Annotated in this window: 21 protein-coding genes; 17 read left to right on the top strand and 4 right to left on the bottom strand. The window is 38.7% G+C overall.

Annotated features, from left to right (window positions below):
* Positions 1-83: 83 nt before the first annotated feature.
* Together argJ and purU are read left to right on the top strand one after the other, a co-directional pair.
* Positions 84-1,301 (top strand): bifunctional glutamate N-acetyltransferase/amino-acid acetyltransferase ArgJ, encoded by a 1,218-nt coding sequence (argJ, locus tag BAZSYMA_RS05360; protein WP_090716438.1) that lies wholly within the window; start codon positions 84-86, stop codon positions 1,299-1,301.
* 10 nt (positions 1,302-1,311) lie between these two features.
* Positions 1,312-2,160 carry a formyltetrahydrofolate deformylase gene (gene purU, locus BAZSYMA_RS05355; protein ID WP_090716443.1) on the top strand — a complete coding sequence of 283 codons (849 nt, stop codon included), beginning with the start codon at positions 1,312-1,314 and terminating at the stop codon, positions 2,158-2,160.
* Here the strand turns inward: purU and BAZSYMA_RS05350 are convergent.
* A complete protein-coding gene (locus BAZSYMA_RS05350; protein WP_090716434.1) occupies positions 2,153-3,046 on the bottom strand; it encodes a LysR family transcriptional regulator in 894 nt (297 codons plus the stop codon). The genes purU and BAZSYMA_RS05350 overlap by 8 nt on opposite strands.
* 95 nt (positions 3,047-3,141) lie before the next feature.
* Here BAZSYMA_RS05350 and BAZSYMA_RS05345 point away from each other — a divergent pair, with 95 nt between their 5' ends.
* The 7 genes from BAZSYMA_RS05345 (at position 3,142) to BAZSYMA_RS05315 (ending at position 9,715) form a co-directional block, all read left to right on the top strand.
* Positions 3,142-4,560, top strand: a complete 1,419-nt coding sequence (locus tag BAZSYMA_RS05345) for a form I ribulose bisphosphate carboxylase large subunit (protein WP_090716431.1) — start codon at positions 3,142-3,144, stop codon at positions 4,558-4,560.
* Positions 4,561-4,574: 14 nt separating this feature from the next.
* Positions 4,575-4,922: a ribulose bisphosphate carboxylase small subunit gene (locus tag BAZSYMA_RS05340; RefSeq protein WP_090716429.1), complete on the top strand. Its 348-nt coding sequence runs from the start codon at positions 4,575-4,577 to the stop codon at positions 4,920-4,922.
* Positions 4,923-5,033: 111 nt separating this feature from the next.
* Positions 5,034-5,351, top strand: coding sequence for a hypothetical protein (locus tag BAZSYMA_RS05335; RefSeq protein WP_090716441.1), 318 nt, complete (start codon positions 5,034-5,036; stop codon positions 5,349-5,351).
* A gap of 26 nt (positions 5,352-5,377) precedes the next feature.
* Positions 5,378-6,193, top strand: a complete 816-nt coding sequence (locus BAZSYMA_RS05330) for a CbbQ/NirQ/NorQ/GpvN family protein (RefSeq protein WP_090716424.1) — start codon at positions 5,378-5,380, stop codon at positions 6,191-6,193.
* Positions 6,194-6,224: 31 nt separating this feature from the next.
* Complete coding sequence (locus BAZSYMA_RS05325; protein WP_090716422.1) at positions 6,225-8,585, top strand: nitric oxide reductase activation protein NorD; 2,361 nt, start codon at positions 6,225-6,227, stop codon at positions 8,583-8,585.
* On the top strand, positions 8,586-8,840 hold the full coding sequence (locus tag BAZSYMA_RS05320; protein ID WP_090716419.1) for a hypothetical protein: 255 nt from the start codon (positions 8,586-8,588) through the stop codon (positions 8,838-8,840).
* The gene (locus tag BAZSYMA_RS05315; protein ID WP_090716417.1) at positions 8,837-9,715 is read left to right on the top strand and encodes a tetratricopeptide repeat protein; all 879 of its coding nucleotides are present in this window, start codon (positions 8,837-8,839) and stop codon (positions 9,713-9,715) included. Before BAZSYMA_RS05320 ends, BAZSYMA_RS05315 begins: the two co-directional genes overlap by 4 nt.
* Positions 9,716-9,754: 39 nt before the next feature.
* Here the strand turns inward: BAZSYMA_RS05315 and BAZSYMA_RS05310 are convergent, their stop codons facing one another.
* From BAZSYMA_RS05310 to BAZSYMA_RS05300, 3 genes are read right to left on the bottom strand one after another with little or no spacing between them, the layout of a single operon-like run.
* Positions 9,755-10,792, bottom strand: coding sequence for a 4-phosphoerythronate dehydrogenase (locus BAZSYMA_RS05310; RefSeq protein ID WP_090716415.1), 1,038 nt, complete (start codon positions 10,790-10,792; stop codon positions 9,755-9,757).
* Between the two features lie 36 nt (positions 10,793-10,828).
* The gene (ung, locus tag BAZSYMA_RS05305) at positions 10,829-11,491 is read right to left on the bottom strand and encodes a uracil-DNA glycosylase (RefSeq protein WP_090716413.1); all 663 of its coding nucleotides are present in this window, start codon (positions 11,489-11,491) and stop codon (positions 10,829-10,831) included.
* Positions 11,473-11,973: a redoxin domain-containing protein gene (locus tag BAZSYMA_RS05300; protein WP_090716411.1), complete on the bottom strand. Its 501-nt coding sequence runs from the start codon at positions 11,971-11,973 to the stop codon at positions 11,473-11,475. The genes ung and BAZSYMA_RS05300 overlap by 19 nt, the downstream gene beginning before the upstream one ends.
* 34 nt (positions 11,974-12,007) lie before the next feature.
* On the opposite strand from BAZSYMA_RS05300, the gene BAZSYMA_RS05295 reads away from it, so the two are divergent.
* The 8 genes from BAZSYMA_RS05295 to BAZSYMA_RS09965 are packed head-to-tail and all read left to right on the top strand — an operon-like array spanning position 12,008 to position 17,058.
* Positions 12,008-12,655 (top strand): thiopurine S-methyltransferase, encoded by a 648-nt coding sequence (locus BAZSYMA_RS05295; protein ID WP_090716409.1) that lies wholly within the window; start codon positions 12,008-12,010, stop codon positions 12,653-12,655.
* Positions 12,656-12,663: 8 nt separating this feature from the next.
* On the top strand, positions 12,664-12,984 hold the full coding sequence (locus BAZSYMA_RS05290; RefSeq protein WP_090716406.1) for a cold-shock protein: 321 nt from the start codon (positions 12,664-12,666) through the stop codon (positions 12,982-12,984).
* Positions 12,984-13,595 (top strand): transglycosylase SLT domain-containing protein, encoded by a 612-nt coding sequence (locus BAZSYMA_RS05285; RefSeq protein WP_090716404.1) that lies wholly within the window; start codon positions 12,984-12,986, stop codon positions 13,593-13,595. Before BAZSYMA_RS05290 ends, BAZSYMA_RS05285 begins: the two co-directional genes overlap by 1 nt.
* A complete protein-coding gene (locus BAZSYMA_RS05280; protein WP_090716401.1) occupies positions 13,595-13,897 on the top strand; it encodes a Rieske (2Fe-2S) protein in 303 nt (100 codons plus the stop codon). The genes BAZSYMA_RS05285 and BAZSYMA_RS05280 overlap by 1 nt, the downstream gene beginning before the upstream one ends.
* A 1-nt stretch (position 13,898) precedes the next feature.
* The gene (locus tag BAZSYMA_RS05275) at positions 13,899-14,960 is read left to right on the top strand and encodes an anthranilate phosphoribosyltransferase (RefSeq protein WP_090716399.1); all 1,062 of its coding nucleotides are present in this window, start codon (positions 13,899-13,901) and stop codon (positions 14,958-14,960) included.
* Positions 14,961-14,999: 39 nt separating this feature from the next.
* Positions 15,000-15,500: a hypothetical protein gene (locus BAZSYMA_RS05270; RefSeq protein WP_090716396.1), complete on the top strand. Its 501-nt coding sequence runs from the start codon at positions 15,000-15,002 to the stop codon at positions 15,498-15,500.
* Positions 15,501-15,515: 15 nt separating this feature from the next.
* Entirely contained in the window at positions 15,516-16,898 is a 1,383-nt protein-coding gene (locus tag BAZSYMA_RS05265) for a pyridoxal phosphate-dependent decarboxylase family protein (protein WP_090716393.1), read from the top strand.
* Positions 16,891-17,058 carry a hypothetical protein gene (locus BAZSYMA_RS09965; protein WP_195910110.1) on the top strand — a complete coding sequence of 56 codons (168 nt, stop codon included), beginning with the start codon at positions 16,891-16,893 and terminating at the stop codon, positions 17,056-17,058. Before BAZSYMA_RS05265 ends, BAZSYMA_RS09965 begins: the two co-directional genes overlap by 8 nt.

Here is a 17,058-nt window from a genome sequence, read left to right as displayed (position 1 = left end):
GGGGTAAATAATAATTTTTTTACAAACGCCTTAAATAAGTAAAATATCCTTGATTACTGGGGATTTATAATTAGGGGTTTATAATGAAAAATTCATTATTAAATATTAAAGGTGTAAGCTGTGCAGCTATTAATGCTGGCATTAAGCGCGCACAAAATTTAAATGCAAATATTGAAGAGTTAGATTTATCTATCGTTTCTTTTGTGCCTGAAACCAAAACAGCAGCAGTATTTACCCAAAATGTTTTTTGCGCTGCGCCTGTGGTGGTGGCAAAAAACCATCTTAATAATAATGTGCGTGCTTTGGTCATTAATAGTGGCAACGCCAATGCAGGTACAGGTGTTGCCAGTGGCAATAAAGGGCTTGATAATGCTTATCAAGTGTGTGAAATGGTAGCGCAATCATTAAATATTGACACTGAACAAGTGTTGCCATTTTCTACTGGTGTTATTGGGCAGCCACTACCAATGCAGTGTTTTAAAGATAACATTGCCAAACTTTCAACGAGATTGGCAAATGATAATTTATCTCAAGTGGCACAAGCAATCCTCACCACTGACTTGGTTGAAAAAACCGCTTCAAAACAATTTACAGTTAATGGAAAAACGGTAGCGATTAGCGGTATTGCCAAGGGTTCAGGTATGATTCGTCCAAACATGGCAACCATGCTAAGTTTTATTTTTACCGATGTTAAAGCCAGTCAACCTGAGTTACAAAGCTGCCTAACAACAGCGACTAATCAATCATTTAATCGTATTACCGTTGATGGCGATACCTCAACCAATGATGCTTGCTCACTCAGTGCGACGGGTGCATCAAAAGTTGAGCTGAGTGATTGCACGGACGAATTTCAACAAGCACTCAATGAAGTAACGCAGACTTTAGCACATAAAATTATCAAAGATGGTGAGGGGGCGACTAAGTTTGTTGAAATTTGCGTTAAAGGTGGCGTGAGTGATGAAGACTGTTTAGAGGTGGCTTACACGGTGGCGCATTCACTATTGGTTAAAACAGCCCTGTTTGCCTCTGATGCCAATTGGGGTCGAATTTTGGCAGCAGTGGGGCGCTCAAATATTGCACATTTAAAAGCTGATGAGGTTAATATTTATCTCGGCGGGGTTTGTATTGTTAGCCGTGGTGAATTGGATGAACATTACACCGAAGCAGCAGGCAGTGCTGAGATGGCAAAGGACAATATTGTTGTTACTATTGAAATCGGTAAGGACAAAACATCTGAGAGTGTATGGACAACAGACTTATCTTATGATTATATAAAAATTAATGCAGAATACCGCACTTAATGTCATTTATATGAATACTTATCGACTATTAATTTCTTGCCCTGATGCACACGGTTTAGTGTCCAAAGTGAGTCAATTTATTTTCAAACGAGATGGTAATATTAAAGAAGCCCATCATCATCTTGATGAACAAAATAAGCATTTTTTTATGCGTATTGAGATTGAATCAAATCTCACTTGTTCATTTGATGAATTTCAGCAAGAATTTGCACAATTGGCTCAAAAGTACCAAATGAATTGGCAGATGAATGATGTCAGAAAACTTAAGCGTGTGTTGATTATGGGCTCAAAGTCGTCGCATTGTGTGGCAGATTTATTGCACCGTGGGCATGAGTCAGAAATGGAAGCTCAGATTATTGGTGTTCTGTCTAACCACGATAAATTGAAAAAACTTGCCAGTTGGTATGATGTAGACTTTAAAAAAGTTGACATCAATAAAGACACTAAAGTATCTGACATGGCAAAGATGATGGATACGGTTGATGCCTTCCAACCTGATGTGATTGTGCTTGCGCGCTATATGCAAATTATTCCAAAGTCAATGTGTGACAAATACAGTGGTAAGATTATTAATATCCACCATTCTTTTTTGCCATCGTTTGTTGGCGCTAACCCTTATGAGCGTGCAGCACAACGGGGCGTTAAACTTATTGGGGCAACCTGTCATTATGTCACCAGTGAGTTAGATGAAGGTCCGATTATTGAGCAAGATGTACTTAGAGTTAATCATAGCGATAGTGCAGAAGAAATGCAACAAATGGGACAAGACATTGAAAAAGTTACACTTGCCAAAGGTTTACAGTACCATCTTGAAGATCGTGTGCTAATTTGTAATAATAAAACTATTGTATTTAGCTAAAGACCTTTTGCCCACTTTCAATGATAAACGCTTTAAAGCGTTGAGCAATGGGTGAAAGTTCTGTTTTGTTACTATGTACAGTATGCCAATGACGCATAACTGGAAATTTATCAATATTCAGTTGTTTGATAATGTCATTTTCAAGTTCCAGTTTAACGGTATGTTTAGATACAAAGCCAATGCCAAGCCCTGCTTGAACTGCTTCAATGATTGCTTCATTTGAGTTAATTTCGATTTCAGAGTTAAACTTCATACCTAGAATGCGTTCAATAGTAATACGCGTTCCAGAGCCTTGTTCACGCGTAATTAGAGTTTCTTTACTGAGTGCCTTAATAGAATTCTTCTTGTTTTTAAGCAAAGGGTGATCAGGGTGGGCAATGGCAATGAGTGGGTTTTCCATAAATGGCTGTGTAATCAGCGACATATCCGCAGGAGGCTCACCCATAACCACCAAATCAGAACTGTGATTAGATAATTTTTCTAACAAGAGTTTACGGTTAGTTACTTCCAAGTGGAAGGTCATATCAGGGTATTGTTGTTTAAATTGTGCCAATACGCGTGAAACAAAAGAATTGGTGGTGGTAGCAACTGAAATCTCTAAATGCCCAGAGTCAGGGTTTAAGGTTTGCTCGATATCTGCCTTTGATTGTTCCAACTTAGCAATCACTGTTAAACAGGTTTGGTAGAATTTCTTACCAATATGCGTGGGTGAAACTTTTTTGCCTTTAGTGCTGAGTAATTCTGCACCGATATTTTGTATCAATTGCTGTATTTGCATATACACTGCAGGTTGGGTAATATAAAGTTCTTTACTTGCTTTGGTGAAACTTTTTAAGCGCACAACCGCTTCAAAGCTATAGAGTTGCTTAAGGGTGTAATTAATCATAAATAAAATTTATTATTTAATAAATAAATATTATTTTACATTATTTATTTATTATTGTATGATATGTGTTCTTTTAATGAAAGGAGACCATAGAAATGGCTAAAGTTTATGATGCGGGTGTAAAAGATTACCGCGATACTTATTGGATGCCGGATTATACCCCGTTAGAAACGGATATCCTGGCGTGTTTTAAAGTAACACCACAAGAGGGCGTTCCTAGAGAAGAAATTGCAGCAGCAGTTGCAGCTGAATCTTCTACAGGTACTTGGACAACAGTATGGACAGATTTGTTGACAGATTTGGATCACTATAAAGGTCGCGCCTATGCGATTGAAGATGTACCCGGTGACGATACATGTTTCTATGCATTCGTTGCTTATCCGATTGATTTATTTGAAGAAGGTTCAGTCGTTAATGTAATGACTTCTTTGGTGGGCAATGTATTTGGCTTTAAAGCATTGCGTGCATTAAGACTGGAAGATATTCGTTTCCCAATCGCTTATGTTATGACTTGTAATGGTCCGCCACAAGGTATTCAGATGGAGCGTGATATTCTTAACAAATATGGTCGTCCTTTATTGGGTTGTACTATTAAGCCTAAGTTAGGTTTATCAGCTAAGAACTATGGTCGTGCTTGTTATGAGGGTCTTCGTGGTGGCTTAGATTTCACCAAAGACGATGAAAATATTAACTCACAGCCATTTATGCGTTGGAGAGCTCGTTTTGACTTCGTACAAGAAGCAATTGAGAAAGCTGAAGCAGAAACGGGTGAGCGTAAAGGTCACTATTTAAATGTTACAGCGCCAACATCTGATGAAATGATGAAGCGTGCTGAATACGCTAAAGAAATCGGTTCCCCGATCATTATGCATGACTACATTACTGGTGGTTGGAGTGCCAATACGCAATTAGCACAATGGTGTCAAGATAACGGTATGTTATTACACATTCACCGTGCAATGCACGCAGTATTAGACCGTAATCCGCACCACGGTATTCACTTCCGTGTCCTTGCTAAGATTTTGCGTTTATCTGGTGGTGATCACTTGCATTCAGGTACCGTTGTAGGTAAGCTTGAAGGCGATCGTGAAGCAACGCTAGGTTGGATTGACATTATGCGTGATTCATTTATTAAGGAAGATCGCTCACGCGGTATTTTCTTTGATCAAGACTGGGGCTCTATGCCGGGTGTAATCCCTGTTGCTTCTGGCGGTATTCATGTATGGCACATGCCAGCACTAGTAAACATTTTCGGTGACGATTCTTGTTTACAGTTTGGTGGTGGTACGCTAGGTCACCCATGGGGTAACGCAGCAGGCGCAGCAGCTAACCGTGTTGCGGTTGAGGCTTGTGTTGAAGCTCGTAACTCTGGTCGTGAATTAGAGAAAGAAGGTAAAGATATTCTTACTTCAGCAGCTAAGCACAGTCCTGAATTGGCAATCGCAATGGAAACTTGGAAAGAGATCAAGTTTGAATTTGATACCGTTGATAAGATTGACGCGGCTCATAAATAAATAGGAGAAATAATATGCAAGATTATCAATCAAGTTTAGGTAACGCTGAAAGTCGTAAATTCGAGACTTTCTCATACCTACCTACCTTAACTGCGGACCAGATGCGTGTGCAGATTCAATATATTGTTGACAAAGGTTGGAACCCAAGTGTAGAACATACTGAGCCACAGCATGCTGCTGGTTCATATTGGTACATGTGGAAGTTGCCAATGTTTGGTGAAACAGATGTTGATGCAATCCTTCAAGAAATTGAAAATTGTCATACTGCACATCCGGACAACCATGTTCGTTTGCTAGGTTTAGACAACTTTGCTCAATGTGCAGGAACTTCAATGGTTATTTACCGTGGTCAAACGGTTTAATACTCACTGAGTTCTAACAAAAAACCCTAACCTTGTTGTTGGGGTTTTTTGTCTTTAAAAGTTTGCTTCCAGACTTTTAAAGACAAAAAACCTTTTAAAGATAGTAAAATTATGGCAAATAAACCTAAAATATATGTAGGCATCAATAATGAAATTAATGGCGGCATGACCACCATTGGTAAGGTTATTAGAGATGCGTGGGTATTTGGATTGATTAAGGAAACGCAGACTTGTGAAGGTTGGAATTTAGCCGGCATTGATGCCTTGTTGCAAGAGGTTAATGCTGAGTGGGATAAGTATGGTTGCATGGTGAGTTACCTGCCGCCAGAATTGCGCGAACGGCATCAGCGTATTCATGATGTTGCCATCCAAAATGCTAAAAAAGCAGGTTGGTCGGGTGAGCATGAAACTGATGATGAAGATGAATAAAAATTAATAAATAGTGGAGAAGTGTTATGTCTGATATAAAAATAGATCCAAAACAATACATTATTAAAGATGAGCCGTATTATGAAGCTGTTGATAATGAAGTAGAGCTGTATCAATCAGCTTACGATGTGCGTATGCCGATGATGATCAAAGGTCCGACAGGTTGTGGCAAATCACGCTTTGTTGAATATATGGCTTGGAAATTAGGCAGACCTTTAATTAGTGTTGCCTGTAATGAAGATATGACCGCATCTGATTTAGTGGGCCGCTTCCTATTGGATAAAGATGGTACAAAATGGCAAGATGGACCTTTAACAACAGCTGCGCGTATTGGTGCGATTTGTTATTTAGATGAGATTGTTGAGGCGCGCCAAGATACCACAGTTGTTATTCATCCATTAACCGATCATCGTCGCGAATTACCACTTGATAAGAAGGGTGAATTGGTTAAGGCACACCCTGATTTCCAATTGGTTATTTCTTACAATCCTGGTTATCAGTCATTAATGAAAGACCTTAAACAGTCTACCAAACAACGATTTGGTGGCTTGGATTTTGATTATCCGGAAACTGCATTAGAAGTGGCTATTGTCACCAAAGAATCAGGTGTTGATGAAATCATGGCTGAGAAATTAGTGCAAATCGCACACCGCGCTAGAAACCTTAAGGGACATGGCTTAGACGAGGGTATTTCAACACGCTTATTGGTCTACGCTGGTCAGTTAATTGCCAAAGGCGTTGATGCTGAAGCGGCGTGTTCTATGACGATGATTACGCCACTCACCGATGATCCAGACATGCGTGATACACTTCATGCAGCAGTTCAAACTTTCCTAGGTTGATTAGTGTCATCTTGCCAGTTCGGTACAGATTATGTCAAAAATACTATTAGAAGACTACGCTGATTTCTTAGTAGAAATCGCGCCTGAAGTTAAGGAAGTTTTAGAGGCAACATTCCAGGATGCTGTGCGTGTTATTTCTCCTGCTGGACTTAAAGACTATCTGGATGGCGCTAAAGCGCTGTGTGGTTTAGGTCGTGGTAATGACTTGGTGATGACTTATCTTGAAGTGATGCCACAGATGGCTAAAGAGTGTGGTGAGGATATTATTCCTGATTGTGTTACGGCAGCGATGAAAGCCTCATCAATGACTTCTGGTGAAGTTATTATATTGCTATTGTCTACCTTGCCGAATGTTGCCCGTCATCTTGGTGATGCGCAATTAGTGCGTGGTTATTTAACCTTAATCCATCAGTTAGTATCAACAGCGGCTCGTGGTTTGCGTCCGATGTTGATGCATATTGACGAATTATTATCAAAGTTAACCTTGAGTGGGTTACGCCGTTGGGCTAATTTTGGCGCTAAGGCTTATCGTAGAGATTATAACAATCTTACTTCTTATTTCTCACTTGAGTCGGCTGATTCTCGTGCTATGCTAGAGAGAGAACGCCGAGGTGTTTTATTTATTAAAGTACAGCGTAAGTTAAATTTTTATTTGCGTGCCTTATGGGGGCGTGATTTCTTTATTCGTCCTACAGGCGCAGAATATACGGATTTTAGACCCTATATAGAAAACAAAATTCTCTATGTGCCAGATGCACTTGATGATATTAAATTAAGTGATGATCAGAGCATTGAAGGTTTGGAAATTTATCGTGCTACCGTGGCACATATGGCTGCGCATATGATGTATACCAGTCAGCCAATGTCTGCCGAGCAGCTCAGCCCTGCACAGATGTTTTTTATTGGTCTTTTAGAAGATGCGCGTGTTGAATATAAAGCTGTTAATGAATTTCCTGGTTTGAAGAAATTATGGCGCTCATTGATAATGCTTGAACATGAAGAGCCTGCCGAACATAAAACCATGAGCATTCTTGAGGGATTCGCATTGCAATTATTAGATGAGGATGAAAAAGGTAATGACGAACAACTCAATAAATTTGCAGCTAAATTTCATGAAAAAATTGAAGCCAATCAAGACGATAATCATTTTGCATGGCTAATGGGTGTTGAGCTTTATAATATTTTTGAAGGTCGAAAAGAAGTACCCAGTCTTAGAATTTTAGAGCGTTATCGTGTTGATTATCGTGATGATAATCGTATTATATGGCAGTATGAAGATATTAATTGGGACAAGGGTGTGGAATATGTGGCTGCGAGCCAGCAGCAAGTGCGCTATGAAGTGAGTCCATTAATGATGGCACATGAAGTTGATTGTGAATTGGCAGGCGATGATGCGCAAGTGATCTGGACTTGTACAGATATTATGCGCACCTATGAAGATGATTTATCTGATGACGCCAAGTCGTTTAACGATGCCTGGGGTAAAGAGCCAGTTTCTGATCCATTTCATTATCAAGAATGGGATTATCAAATCCAACTACATCGCCCTGATTGGGCAACCATTTTTGAGCGTAGACCACCAAAAGGCAACCCTGAAGATATTGAAAATATCTTGACTGAATATAAGTCAATTGCACACCGCATCCGTCAAATTATTGATTTATTAGCCCCTGCTGGCGTTCAACGACAACGCGGTATGGAAGATGGCGATGAAGTGGATATTAATGCAGCAATTGATGCCATGATTGCAATTCGTATGGGTGAGCAACCCAATCCAAGAATCACTATGCGCAATGTGCTAAATACCCGTGATTTATCAGTAGTGGTGTTGCTAGACTTGTCAGAATCTACCAATGAAGTTATGGAGGGTTCAGATAAAACAGTCTTACAATTAACCCGCGAAGCGGCAACTTTGGTGTCGACTGCGATTGAAGGTATTGGCGACCCATTTGCACTACACGGCTTCGCTTCTGATGGTCGTCATGATGTGCAATACTTCCGCTTAAAAGACTTTAATCAGCACTTTGATGATGACGCTAAATCTCGTTTAGCAGGTATGAAAGGTGGCTTGTCTACCCGTATGGGCGCAGCCCTTAGGCACGCCGGCACACACTTGCATAAACAACAACAAAAACGAAAATTGATTTTATTGGTCACTGATGGTGAACCTGCCGATATTGACGAAAGTGATCCGCAACATCTGCGTTTTGACACTAAAAAAGCCGTAGAAGAATTGTATTCTACAGGTGTTCTAACTTATTGTTTAACGCTTGATCCTCAAGCAGACACCTATGTTAAGCGTATCTTTGGTGAAAATAATTACACCATAGTTGATAATGTTGAGAAATTACCTGAGCAGTTGCCATTGTTGTTTGCAAGCCTGACCGCATAAATGTTTGAAACTGACAAAGATATTCTAGAGTTTAAACCTAAGTATCCACATACGCTACCGCAAGATTGGAAAGACGAGGACAATCCAAGCGTTTATGAGGTTAATGCAACATTAGATACATTGAAAAAAATATATGTTGAGCAAATTAAAGACATTAAAAAAAACTTGGCAAATAAAGAGCAAGGAGAAGAGAATTTACGCAACATTGCCACCAACTACCAAACGATTAAATCTATATTATTCCAACCAAGATGAGCACTGAAAATAAACCGTTAATATTTGAAGTCAGTAAAAATAACTTTGAAGATTTGGTGATGCATAACTCATCACATTTACCTGTATTGATAGAATTTATGGGTATTTGGTCTGAGCCATGTATTAAAACTGAGTATGCAATTTCAGATTTGGCAAGCGAGTTTTTTGGTAAGTTTATTTTTGCCAAAATTGACATTGATGAGCAAGATGAACTTAAGCAACAATTCTCCATTACCAATGTACCAACGCTTGTAGTGTTTAAAGATGGCAAAGAAGTGCAACGCGAAGAGGGTGAATTGCAAGCAGAAGAGTTGCGCATTTTATTAAAGCATTACGGCGTTTTTCGTGAATCTGATAATATACGCGAGCAAGCAAGAGAAAAACACATAGCTGGCGACACTCAAGCAGCAATTATACTGTTGACTCAAGCGATTTCATCTGACCCAAGCAATGTGCGGGTGGCTTTGGATATGACGCAAATTTTCTTAGATATTGGCGAGATAGAGCGAGCGCAAAGTTTGTTTGATAGGTTGCCAGAAGTTGCACAGAAATTAGACATTGGCGTATCAATTGCCAGTCAACTTAACTTCAAGCGTTTAGCGCAAAATACAGTTGGCATAGCGCAGCTACGAGCACATATATTGAAGTCACCTAATGACTATCAAGCATATTTTGATTTGGCAGTTTGTTTATTTTCCGAGCACGATATTGAGCGTGGTATAGAAGCTTTGTTTTTCATTCAAGAAAATGATGCTGAATTCAAAGACGGCGCTGCCAAAGAAATGATTGGCATGGTTTGTAATATGTTGGAGAACACGAATCTAGAACAAGCGAGGGTATATCGACGACGCTTGGCTAATCTTATTTCTCAATAAATGTTTAGTGTTGAATTGGTTGGCAGTTTGTTTGCGTTCTTAAAGTAAAGGCAAAGGAAAAGATGAATTAAAATGATGCCATTCATAGCGAATAGGATAACTGCGACGATAACTTTCAAAATTCTTAATATTCGCAATTGCTATTGTATCTTGCTTAAAATCGTAAATATCATTTAGTGTGTCTTTTAGATTATCTTGATTGATTGATAATGCCCCTGGATTGATTAAATTCACAGTGTCTGTATTTTGTTTAATACCGATAAATTTACACAGCGCTTCATACACCATAAAGCTGCCCATAAATTTAGCATTAACTGAATGTCCAGCGATGTGTGGTGTTGCCCAATAGGCGTTTTTTTGCAAGGTTTGATTGATACTAGGTTCGTTTTCCCAACAGTCAATAATATTGACTTTGGTTTGTGTCTTTTGCCAAATATCCTCAATAATCACGCCACCACGCGCTGCATTAATGACAATGGTTTCATTGGTGATATTGTGGAAATTCTTTGCGTTTAATAATTGATACGACGGATGCTCGCCATCAAAGGTAAGTGGTGTGTGAAAAGTAACAATATCAGCGCTAAGCGCTACGTCTAAATCAACAAACTCGGGTAAGTCTTCGGTATCTTCTCGTGGCGGATCATTGAGTAAAGTTTTGATGCCCATTAACTCAGCCTTAGCAGCAAGACGCGAACCCACATTGCCCACGCCGATAATACCTAGGGTTTTTTGGGTATAGTCAAAATCAAATTCATCTGCTAAATTAACAATGGCACTAATGACAAATTCTGCCACTGCCATTGAATTACAACCCTGTGCTGAGAAAAAAGTAATATTATTTGTTTTTAAATAATCTTGGTCAACATGATCTAGCCCAGCCACTGTTGAGCCAACAAACTTAACTTGAGAGTCTTGCAATAGTTTTTGGTTAACTTTGGTGCGTGAGCGTACGATAAGCACATCAGCGTCTTGGACTGAATTAGCATCAATATCACGCCCAGCCATAGTGACAATTTCGCCAAATTCAGAGAATATTTTGTCGTATGCATAGCAAGCGTCATCAATCACTAATTTCAAAACCTTATTATCCTTAATTTATATAGATTGGAATATTTACCAATTAATTTGTTTTAGTTCATGCATTTTAAGGTACTTGTTGGCTTTAGAGAAATGTTTACAACCAAAAAATCCTTTGTGTGCTGAGAATGGAGAAGGGTGGGTTGCAGTTAAAACCAAGTGTTTGTTGTTGTCAATGAGCACTGCTTTTTTGTAAGCATAAGCACCCCATAATAGAAATACCACATTTTGTTTTTCTGCGTTGATGATATCAATTACCCCGTCAGTAAAGTCCACCCAGCCTGATTGAGTATGTGATCCAGGTGAATTTTTCTCAACCGTTAAGACGCTGTTAAGCAGTAACACACCTTGCTTTGCCCAATGTTCAAGATTACCACTAGTATTTGGTACAACGCCAAGGTCAGATTGTAATTCTATATAAATATTTCTTAGAGAAGGTGGTATGGTCACGCCATCAGGCACAGAAAAACTCAAACCATGCGCTTGCCCATCGTTATGGTAGGGGTCCTGCCCTAAAATTACCACCTTAACATCATTAAATGGTGTTAATTCAAAAGCCTTAAACCAGTTGTTAGAATGCGGAAAAATTATTTTTCTAGCTTGTTTTTCTTGCTGTAAAAATGCTTTTAGATTTTCCCCAGATTTACTTTGTAATAAATTGTTTACTTGTGGGTGCCAATTCACAGTGTAGCCCACCATAATCGCAATCGATACCCAAGCGTGGTGACATAACCCACCTCGCTAAATTGGATCCTGCCTTCAGGATTAATAAAAAAACTACTAGGCGTGGCACGCACACCAAAGAGTCTTGCAAGGGTTTCTGAGTTGTCGTTAATCATATTATCAAGACGCATATTGTGTTTCTTGGCGTATTCTTTTAATTCGGCATCCGTGCCTGATTGCATGGCGATATTTAGTACACGATAGTCTTTACTGATTGCTTGAATATTATCATTTTCTAAACGACAAATGCCACACCAAGTTGCCCAAAAATGTATTAATATAGTTTGATTGGGTAAGGGTTTGCTGTTAACAATCTCGCCACTTAAAGTTTTAGAGGTGAAACTGGGCGCTACGCCGGTGATTAAATCTTGCTGTTGCCACACACGGATAATAAAAACGGCTAAAATAACCATCACAAATTGCATGATGGTTTTACGAGTAGGTTTTTTAATATCCATGTTGCATATTATAAAGGTTCTTTAAGGAGTGATAATGACAGATTGGTTACAGCATTGGAAGGATGATGCCACATTTTGGCACATGGATACGACAAACACTAAGTTATTAGAATTTGGTGCGTGTTTAGCACTGCAAAAAGGCGACACAGTCTTTGTACCGTTGTGTGGCAAAAGCCAAGATATGAGGTATTTCTTAGAACAGCAGTATAAGGTGATCGGTATTGAGTTAAGTTCACTGGCTGTTGAGGCTTTCTTTACTGAGAATAATATTGAATATTCCATGCAAAAAGTGGAAAAATTCAGCATTTATGATGCACAAGATATCCGTATTTTCTGTGGTGATTATTTTGACCTTGATGCCACGCATTTAAACGCAGTTAGGGTGGTCTATGACAGGGGTTCACTGATTGCATTACCTGCAGATTTAAGGGTAAGATATGCACAACACTTACACGCTATCATACCCAGTGGTTGTCAAATGTTGTTGTTAACACGAAATTACCCACAATCGAAAATAAGTGGTCCACCTTATGCAGTGAGTGAGGCTGAGGTGGTACAGCTTTTTAAGGGCTTTAAGTGTAAGCAGTTAGAATGCTTTGATGATATTCAAAATGAACCCAAGTATCAACAAGTGGGGGCTGATTTTGTTGAAAAAGCAGTCTATAATTTGCAAAAAATATAAGAATAAAAATGGCAAAAAAAGTAAAAGGTAAGGTTACCCAGTTTGGTAGCAAAGGTTATGGATTTATTTTAGGTGATGATGGTGAGCAGTATTTTGCACATCAGAAAAATATCGTTAATAATTCTCGCTTAAAAGTCAATACCCGTGTGGTATTCCATGTAGAAACTTCAGACAAAGGTTTGGTTGCTAATAATATCAAGTTGGAGGGTAAGGCGAAAGTTACATCAAGCAAAGGTCTGAGCGATAGAGCGATTATAGCATTGTTTACACTTTTGTTTGTTACTCAGATTGTTATCCTTTTTAAAGAATTTATTGGCTTTGCAAATTAATGAAAAAACTGACGCTGTTATTGCTGTCTTTATTTTTAAGTGGTTGTTTCTCCTTATTTTCATCTGATGCAATAACAGTTGGTAATATTTGCACTTTAATGGATGAAGAGGTTCGTTGGTATAAGGCAGTAAAAGCATCAGAGAAAAAATATGGTGTACCAATGCATGTGCAATTGGCTATTATCTATCAAGAGTCACATTTTGAATCGGATGCAAGACCGCCAAGAGAAAAATTATTTAGTGTGATACCTTGGTTTAGACCAACCACTGCTCGTGGTTTCGCACAAGCAACAGATGCAACATGGGCATTGTACAAGCTCAAGACAGGTAACACAGATGCAAGTCGTGAGGATTTTGAAGATGCTGTTGACTTTGTTGGTTGGTATGTCAATAGATCCGCAAAACGCTCAAACATCAACAAGGCCGATGCTTACAATCAATATCTAGCTTACCATGAGGGTCATGGTGGCTTCAACCGTAAAACTCATCACGCCAAACTTTGGCTTAAAAAGGTTGCCAAGGAGGTTTCTGCTAATGCTAGGCGTTATCAACGACAACTTAATCAATGCACCTCAAGACTGGATAAAAATAGTATTTGGAGTTTTTTCTAATGTGGGTAAAGGCATTAGATATTGCACCAAAAGAAGGCACGATGGTTGCGACGACGCTTGAGGAGGGTGTTAAGGTGTTTGTAACAATGAATAACGGCTCTTTATATGCAGCAGAAAATCGTTGCCCGCATGAAGATATTGAATTGACTTTGGGTTGTCTTAAGGGCAATCGAGTGAAATGTTCATTGCATGGCTATAGTTTTGATTTGGCCACAGGTAACAGCTCAGAAGAGGATGTGGAAGATATGCAAACCTATGCAGTTAAACAAGAAAATAATAAAATATACATAAAGATATCTTAGTATGAATACACAAGACTTAATGAAATCTATTATTCAACGTGTGGCAACCGGTCCAGATTTGAGTAAAGATATTGCTTTTGAAGAGGCTAGAGATGGCATGCAAGCCATTTTGCGTGGTGAAATTGATGATGTGCGTTCTGCCATTTTTTTAATTGCTTTGCGTATGAAGCGCGAGAGCATGGAGGAGAATGAGGGCATTTTAGCCGCTCTTCTTGCTCAGAGTGACAAACAACAAATTAATGTTAGGGATTTGGTGGATTTGGGTGACCCATATAGTGGCTACAATCGCTCAATTCCGATTTCATCATTTTTACCGCCACTATTAGCAGAGTTGGGTTTACCGACGGTTATTCATGGGCTTGATAGTGTATCGCCAAAATTTGGATTGACACATAGGCACATCAATCAAGCATTGGGTTTGAATGTTGATTGTTCAACCGAACAAGCAAAAAACAGATTAGAAAATGCATCTATTGGCTGGAGTTATGTTGATCAAGCCAGTTATTGTAGTGGCTTGCATGACTTAGTGCCATTACGAGAGCGACTTATTAAGCGTACCGTGATTAACACCGTGGAAACACTGATTGGACCACTAAGAGGTAAGACCACACACTCGATTTTGGGTTATGTGCACAAACCGTATCCACCAATCTATGCGCATTTGGTGGATGCCAGTGGTATGGATAGTGCATTATTAGTGCGTGGTGTTGAAGGTGGCGTCATCCCTTCACTTCGTCAAAACGGCTTGATGGTTTCTTACCAAGGCTTAATTGAGCAAGATAGGGTAGATATCAACCCTAAGTCATTGGGTATTGAGCAAGAGTTGCGCGCTATTTCATTTCCTGATAAGTTGGATGTGCATAGCGATATTAAAGCTTTGGCAGATTATACAGTTAAGTTAGGAAAATCCGCTTTATCAGGCGATAAAGGATTGTTTTATGATGGCTTGGTTTTAGCTGCTAGTTTAATCCTTTGGCATACTAAAAAGGCTGACTCGTTAGTTGGCGCTGCTGAAATGACAAGAACGGTTTTAGATTCTGGTAAGGCATTGAATCGTTTATGATGTAAAAAAATAATACATAAAATATAAAAAAGGGAAAGGATGAATAATACAATTAAAGTTATAATCAGTTGGCTAATCGCTCTATGGGCATCAAATGTATTTCTTAGTTCATTGTTTTATAAATTTGACAACACCGCACTAGAGCCGCAGCATATCTTTGGCACTATCGGTATTTGGATTAGCGATACCATTAACACTACATTAGGTGAATTGTTTACTGAGTACGGTGCGATTTTAATCGGCTTAGCTGAGCTAGCAACTGCTTTGGTATTATTGTCACCAATTGTATTGTGGAAGCATAGAGAAAAACTACACTGTATTGGCGGATTAATGGCATCAGTGGTGATGGTAGGGGCAATATTTTTTCATATTGTTACTCCACTTGGCTGGCATCCAACTTGGCAAGTTGTGAACGAAGTAGCTTGTCAAGCGGTGTTTATAGCACCTAATTCGTGCGCAGACACTAGTTTGGCAAATGTAGCTTTGTCTATCTTAGTTTTGGGTGTTGTTATGGTATGGCTGAATAAGAAACCCAATTAGAGGATTTTCTGATCAATGCAAGACAAGGAATTGCTTGAAAAAATAGCGAAAATACTACAATACTCAAATGCAAAAAGCAATAATCAGCTGGTTAATTATCAATCAACTGCTGAATTAACTGAAATATTAGACTTAAATAAGCAATCAACTCAGGACTGGGCGCAATTGTTTGTTTGGGTGCAACAATATCTAAATTATTCTCCTGATACCAGTCATATTGGTTTTGCTAATCGTATGTGGTCGGGTGCTAATGCGCCTTCAATTTTAGGAGAGGTTATTGTTGCATTAAGTAACACTTCAGCTTGCACTTTTGAATCTGCACCTGTTGCTACCTTAATGGAAACCTACATGCTTGAGCAAATGCTTGAGTGTGTTGGTTTTAAACAAGGTGAAGGGCAGATGACAACTGGCTCAAGCAATGCTAATATGATTGCCATGATGGTGGCGCGCAATCAAGCATCAAAAGATGCAAAGCAACAAGGGTTATTTGATCAAAAACCTTTGTTTGCTTTTGTTAGTGATGATGCACATTATTCGCTAGATAAGGCGGTGAATATTTTAGGTATCGGTACTGAGAACTTAATTAAAGTGCCAATCACTAAGAATGGAGAAATGGACGCCTTAGCACTTGATAAGGCTATTGGGAAGGTTCAAAAAAATGACGGTATCGCATTTTTTGTTTGTGCAACTCTAGGGACAACAGTGCGTGGTGCTTATGACAATATTGAGAAGCTAATAATACTAAAAAATAAACACCATTTTTGGTTGCATGGTGATGGTGCTTGGGGTGGAGCAGCAGTAATGAGCCCAATATTGAAAGCTAAATTTTTAACTGGTATTGAGCAACTAGACTCTTTTACGATGGATTTTCATAAAATGCTTGGTAGTAGTCTAATGTGTAACTTTTTATTGTTAAATCGTCAGAATTTATTATCTGGTACTTGTGCAGATGGCGATAATAGTTATATTTTTCGAGATAATGCAGTTGATTTGGGTGTTAATTCACTGCAATGCGGTCGTCGTGTGGACAGTTTAAAGTGGTTTTTAGACTGGAAATTTTATTCTAAGCAAGGTTTTTCTGATAGAGTTGAAAACTATTACCAATTAGCAAAATTTGCAGAGGATTTTATTAATGTCAGTAGTGAGCTAGAAATGGTGGGAAAACGGACTTCGTTTAATGTGTGTTTTCGTTTTAAAGTACAAGAGCCTAATACTTTTAACCAAAATTTACGCAATAAATTATTAAAGGATGAGCAAGCCTTGCTTGCGCTTGCTTATATAGAAGAAAAATTGGTATTTCGACTCTTGATTAGTAATATTAATATCAATCAAGTGAAACTAACAGCACTATTAAATCGTTTAATTAATACAGGCAAGGCACTACAAGGTAATGGTTAAAAAAATTAAGAATTACGATTATACGCACACAACTGATTTTGATTTTAAAACATTGTGTGAATTACTTGCCAAGGAGCACTATGACTTGGCCATTGAGAAAATGAAAGTTTTAGCAAGAGAAATAAAGGTAAAAAATTTATCTTTTGAACAGGGTAATTAG

It is taken from the genome of Bathymodiolus azoricus thioautotrophic gill symbiont, from assembly GCF_001298715.1.
Classification (GTDB): Bacteria; Pseudomonadota; Gammaproteobacteria; order PS1; family Pseudothioglobaceae; genus Thiodubiliella.
Note: the sequence above shows the minus strand (reverse complement) of the source record. Positions and strands in the feature narration are given on the sequence as shown.

What these genes read in the sequence shown, in the direction of transcription:
- argJ (WP_090716438.1), top strand. Translation starts at nt 84, where the DNA reads ATGAAAAATTCATTATTAAATATTAAAGGTGTAAGCTGTGCAGCTATT.
- purU (WP_090716443.1), top strand. Translation starts at nt 1,312, where the DNA reads ATGAATACTTATCGACTATTAATTTCTTGCCCTGATGCACACGGTTTA.
- BAZSYMA_RS05350 (WP_090716434.1), bottom strand. Translation starts at nt 3,046, where the DNA reads ATGATTAATTACACCCTTAAGCAACTCTATAGCTTTGAAGCGGTTGTG.
- BAZSYMA_RS05345 (WP_090716431.1), top strand. Translation starts at nt 3,142, where the DNA reads ATGGCTAAAGTTTATGATGCGGGTGTAAAAGATTACCGCGATACTTAT.
- BAZSYMA_RS05340 (WP_090716429.1), top strand. Translation starts at nt 4,575, where the DNA reads ATGCAAGATTATCAATCAAGTTTAGGTAACGCTGAAAGTCGTAAATTC.
- BAZSYMA_RS05335 (WP_090716441.1), top strand. Translation starts at nt 5,034, where the DNA reads ATGGCAAATAAACCTAAAATATATGTAGGCATCAATAATGAAATTAAT.
- BAZSYMA_RS05330 (WP_090716424.1), top strand. Translation starts at nt 5,378, where the DNA reads ATGTCTGATATAAAAATAGATCCAAAACAATACATTATTAAAGATGAG.
- BAZSYMA_RS05325 (WP_090716422.1), top strand. Translation starts at nt 6,225, where the DNA reads ATGTCAAAAATACTATTAGAAGACTACGCTGATTTCTTAGTAGAAATC.
- BAZSYMA_RS05320 (WP_090716419.1), top strand. Translation starts at nt 8,586, where the DNA reads ATGTTTGAAACTGACAAAGATATTCTAGAGTTTAAACCTAAGTATCCA.
- BAZSYMA_RS05315 (WP_090716417.1), top strand. Translation starts at nt 8,837, where the DNA reads ATGAGCACTGAAAATAAACCGTTAATATTTGAAGTCAGTAAAAATAAC.
- ung (WP_090716413.1), bottom strand. Translation starts at nt 11,491, where the DNA reads ATGGTGGGCTACACTGTGAATTGGCACCCACAAGTAAACAATTTATTA.
- BAZSYMA_RS05300 (WP_090716411.1), bottom strand. Translation starts at nt 11,973, where the DNA reads ATGGATATTAAAAAACCTACTCGTAAAACCATCATGCAATTTGTGATG.
- BAZSYMA_RS05295 (WP_090716409.1), top strand. Translation starts at nt 12,008, where the DNA reads ATGACAGATTGGTTACAGCATTGGAAGGATGATGCCACATTTTGGCAC.
- BAZSYMA_RS05290 (WP_090716406.1), top strand. Translation starts at nt 12,664, where the DNA reads ATGGCAAAAAAAGTAAAAGGTAAGGTTACCCAGTTTGGTAGCAAAGGT.
- BAZSYMA_RS05285 (WP_090716404.1), top strand. Translation starts at nt 12,984, where the DNA reads ATGAAAAAACTGACGCTGTTATTGCTGTCTTTATTTTTAAGTGGTTGT.
- BAZSYMA_RS05280 (WP_090716401.1), top strand. Translation starts at nt 13,595, where the DNA reads ATGTGGGTAAAGGCATTAGATATTGCACCAAAAGAAGGCACGATGGTT.
- BAZSYMA_RS05275 (WP_090716399.1), top strand. Translation starts at nt 13,899, where the DNA reads ATGAATACACAAGACTTAATGAAATCTATTATTCAACGTGTGGCAACC.
- BAZSYMA_RS05270 (WP_090716396.1), top strand. Translation starts at nt 15,000, where the DNA reads ATGAATAATACAATTAAAGTTATAATCAGTTGGCTAATCGCTCTATGG.
- BAZSYMA_RS05265 (WP_090716393.1), top strand. Translation starts at nt 15,516, where the DNA reads ATGCAAGACAAGGAATTGCTTGAAAAAATAGCGAAAATACTACAATAC.
- BAZSYMA_RS09965 (WP_195910110.1), top strand. Translation starts at nt 16,891, where the DNA reads ATGGTTAAAAAAATTAAGAATTACGATTATACGCACACAACTGATTTT.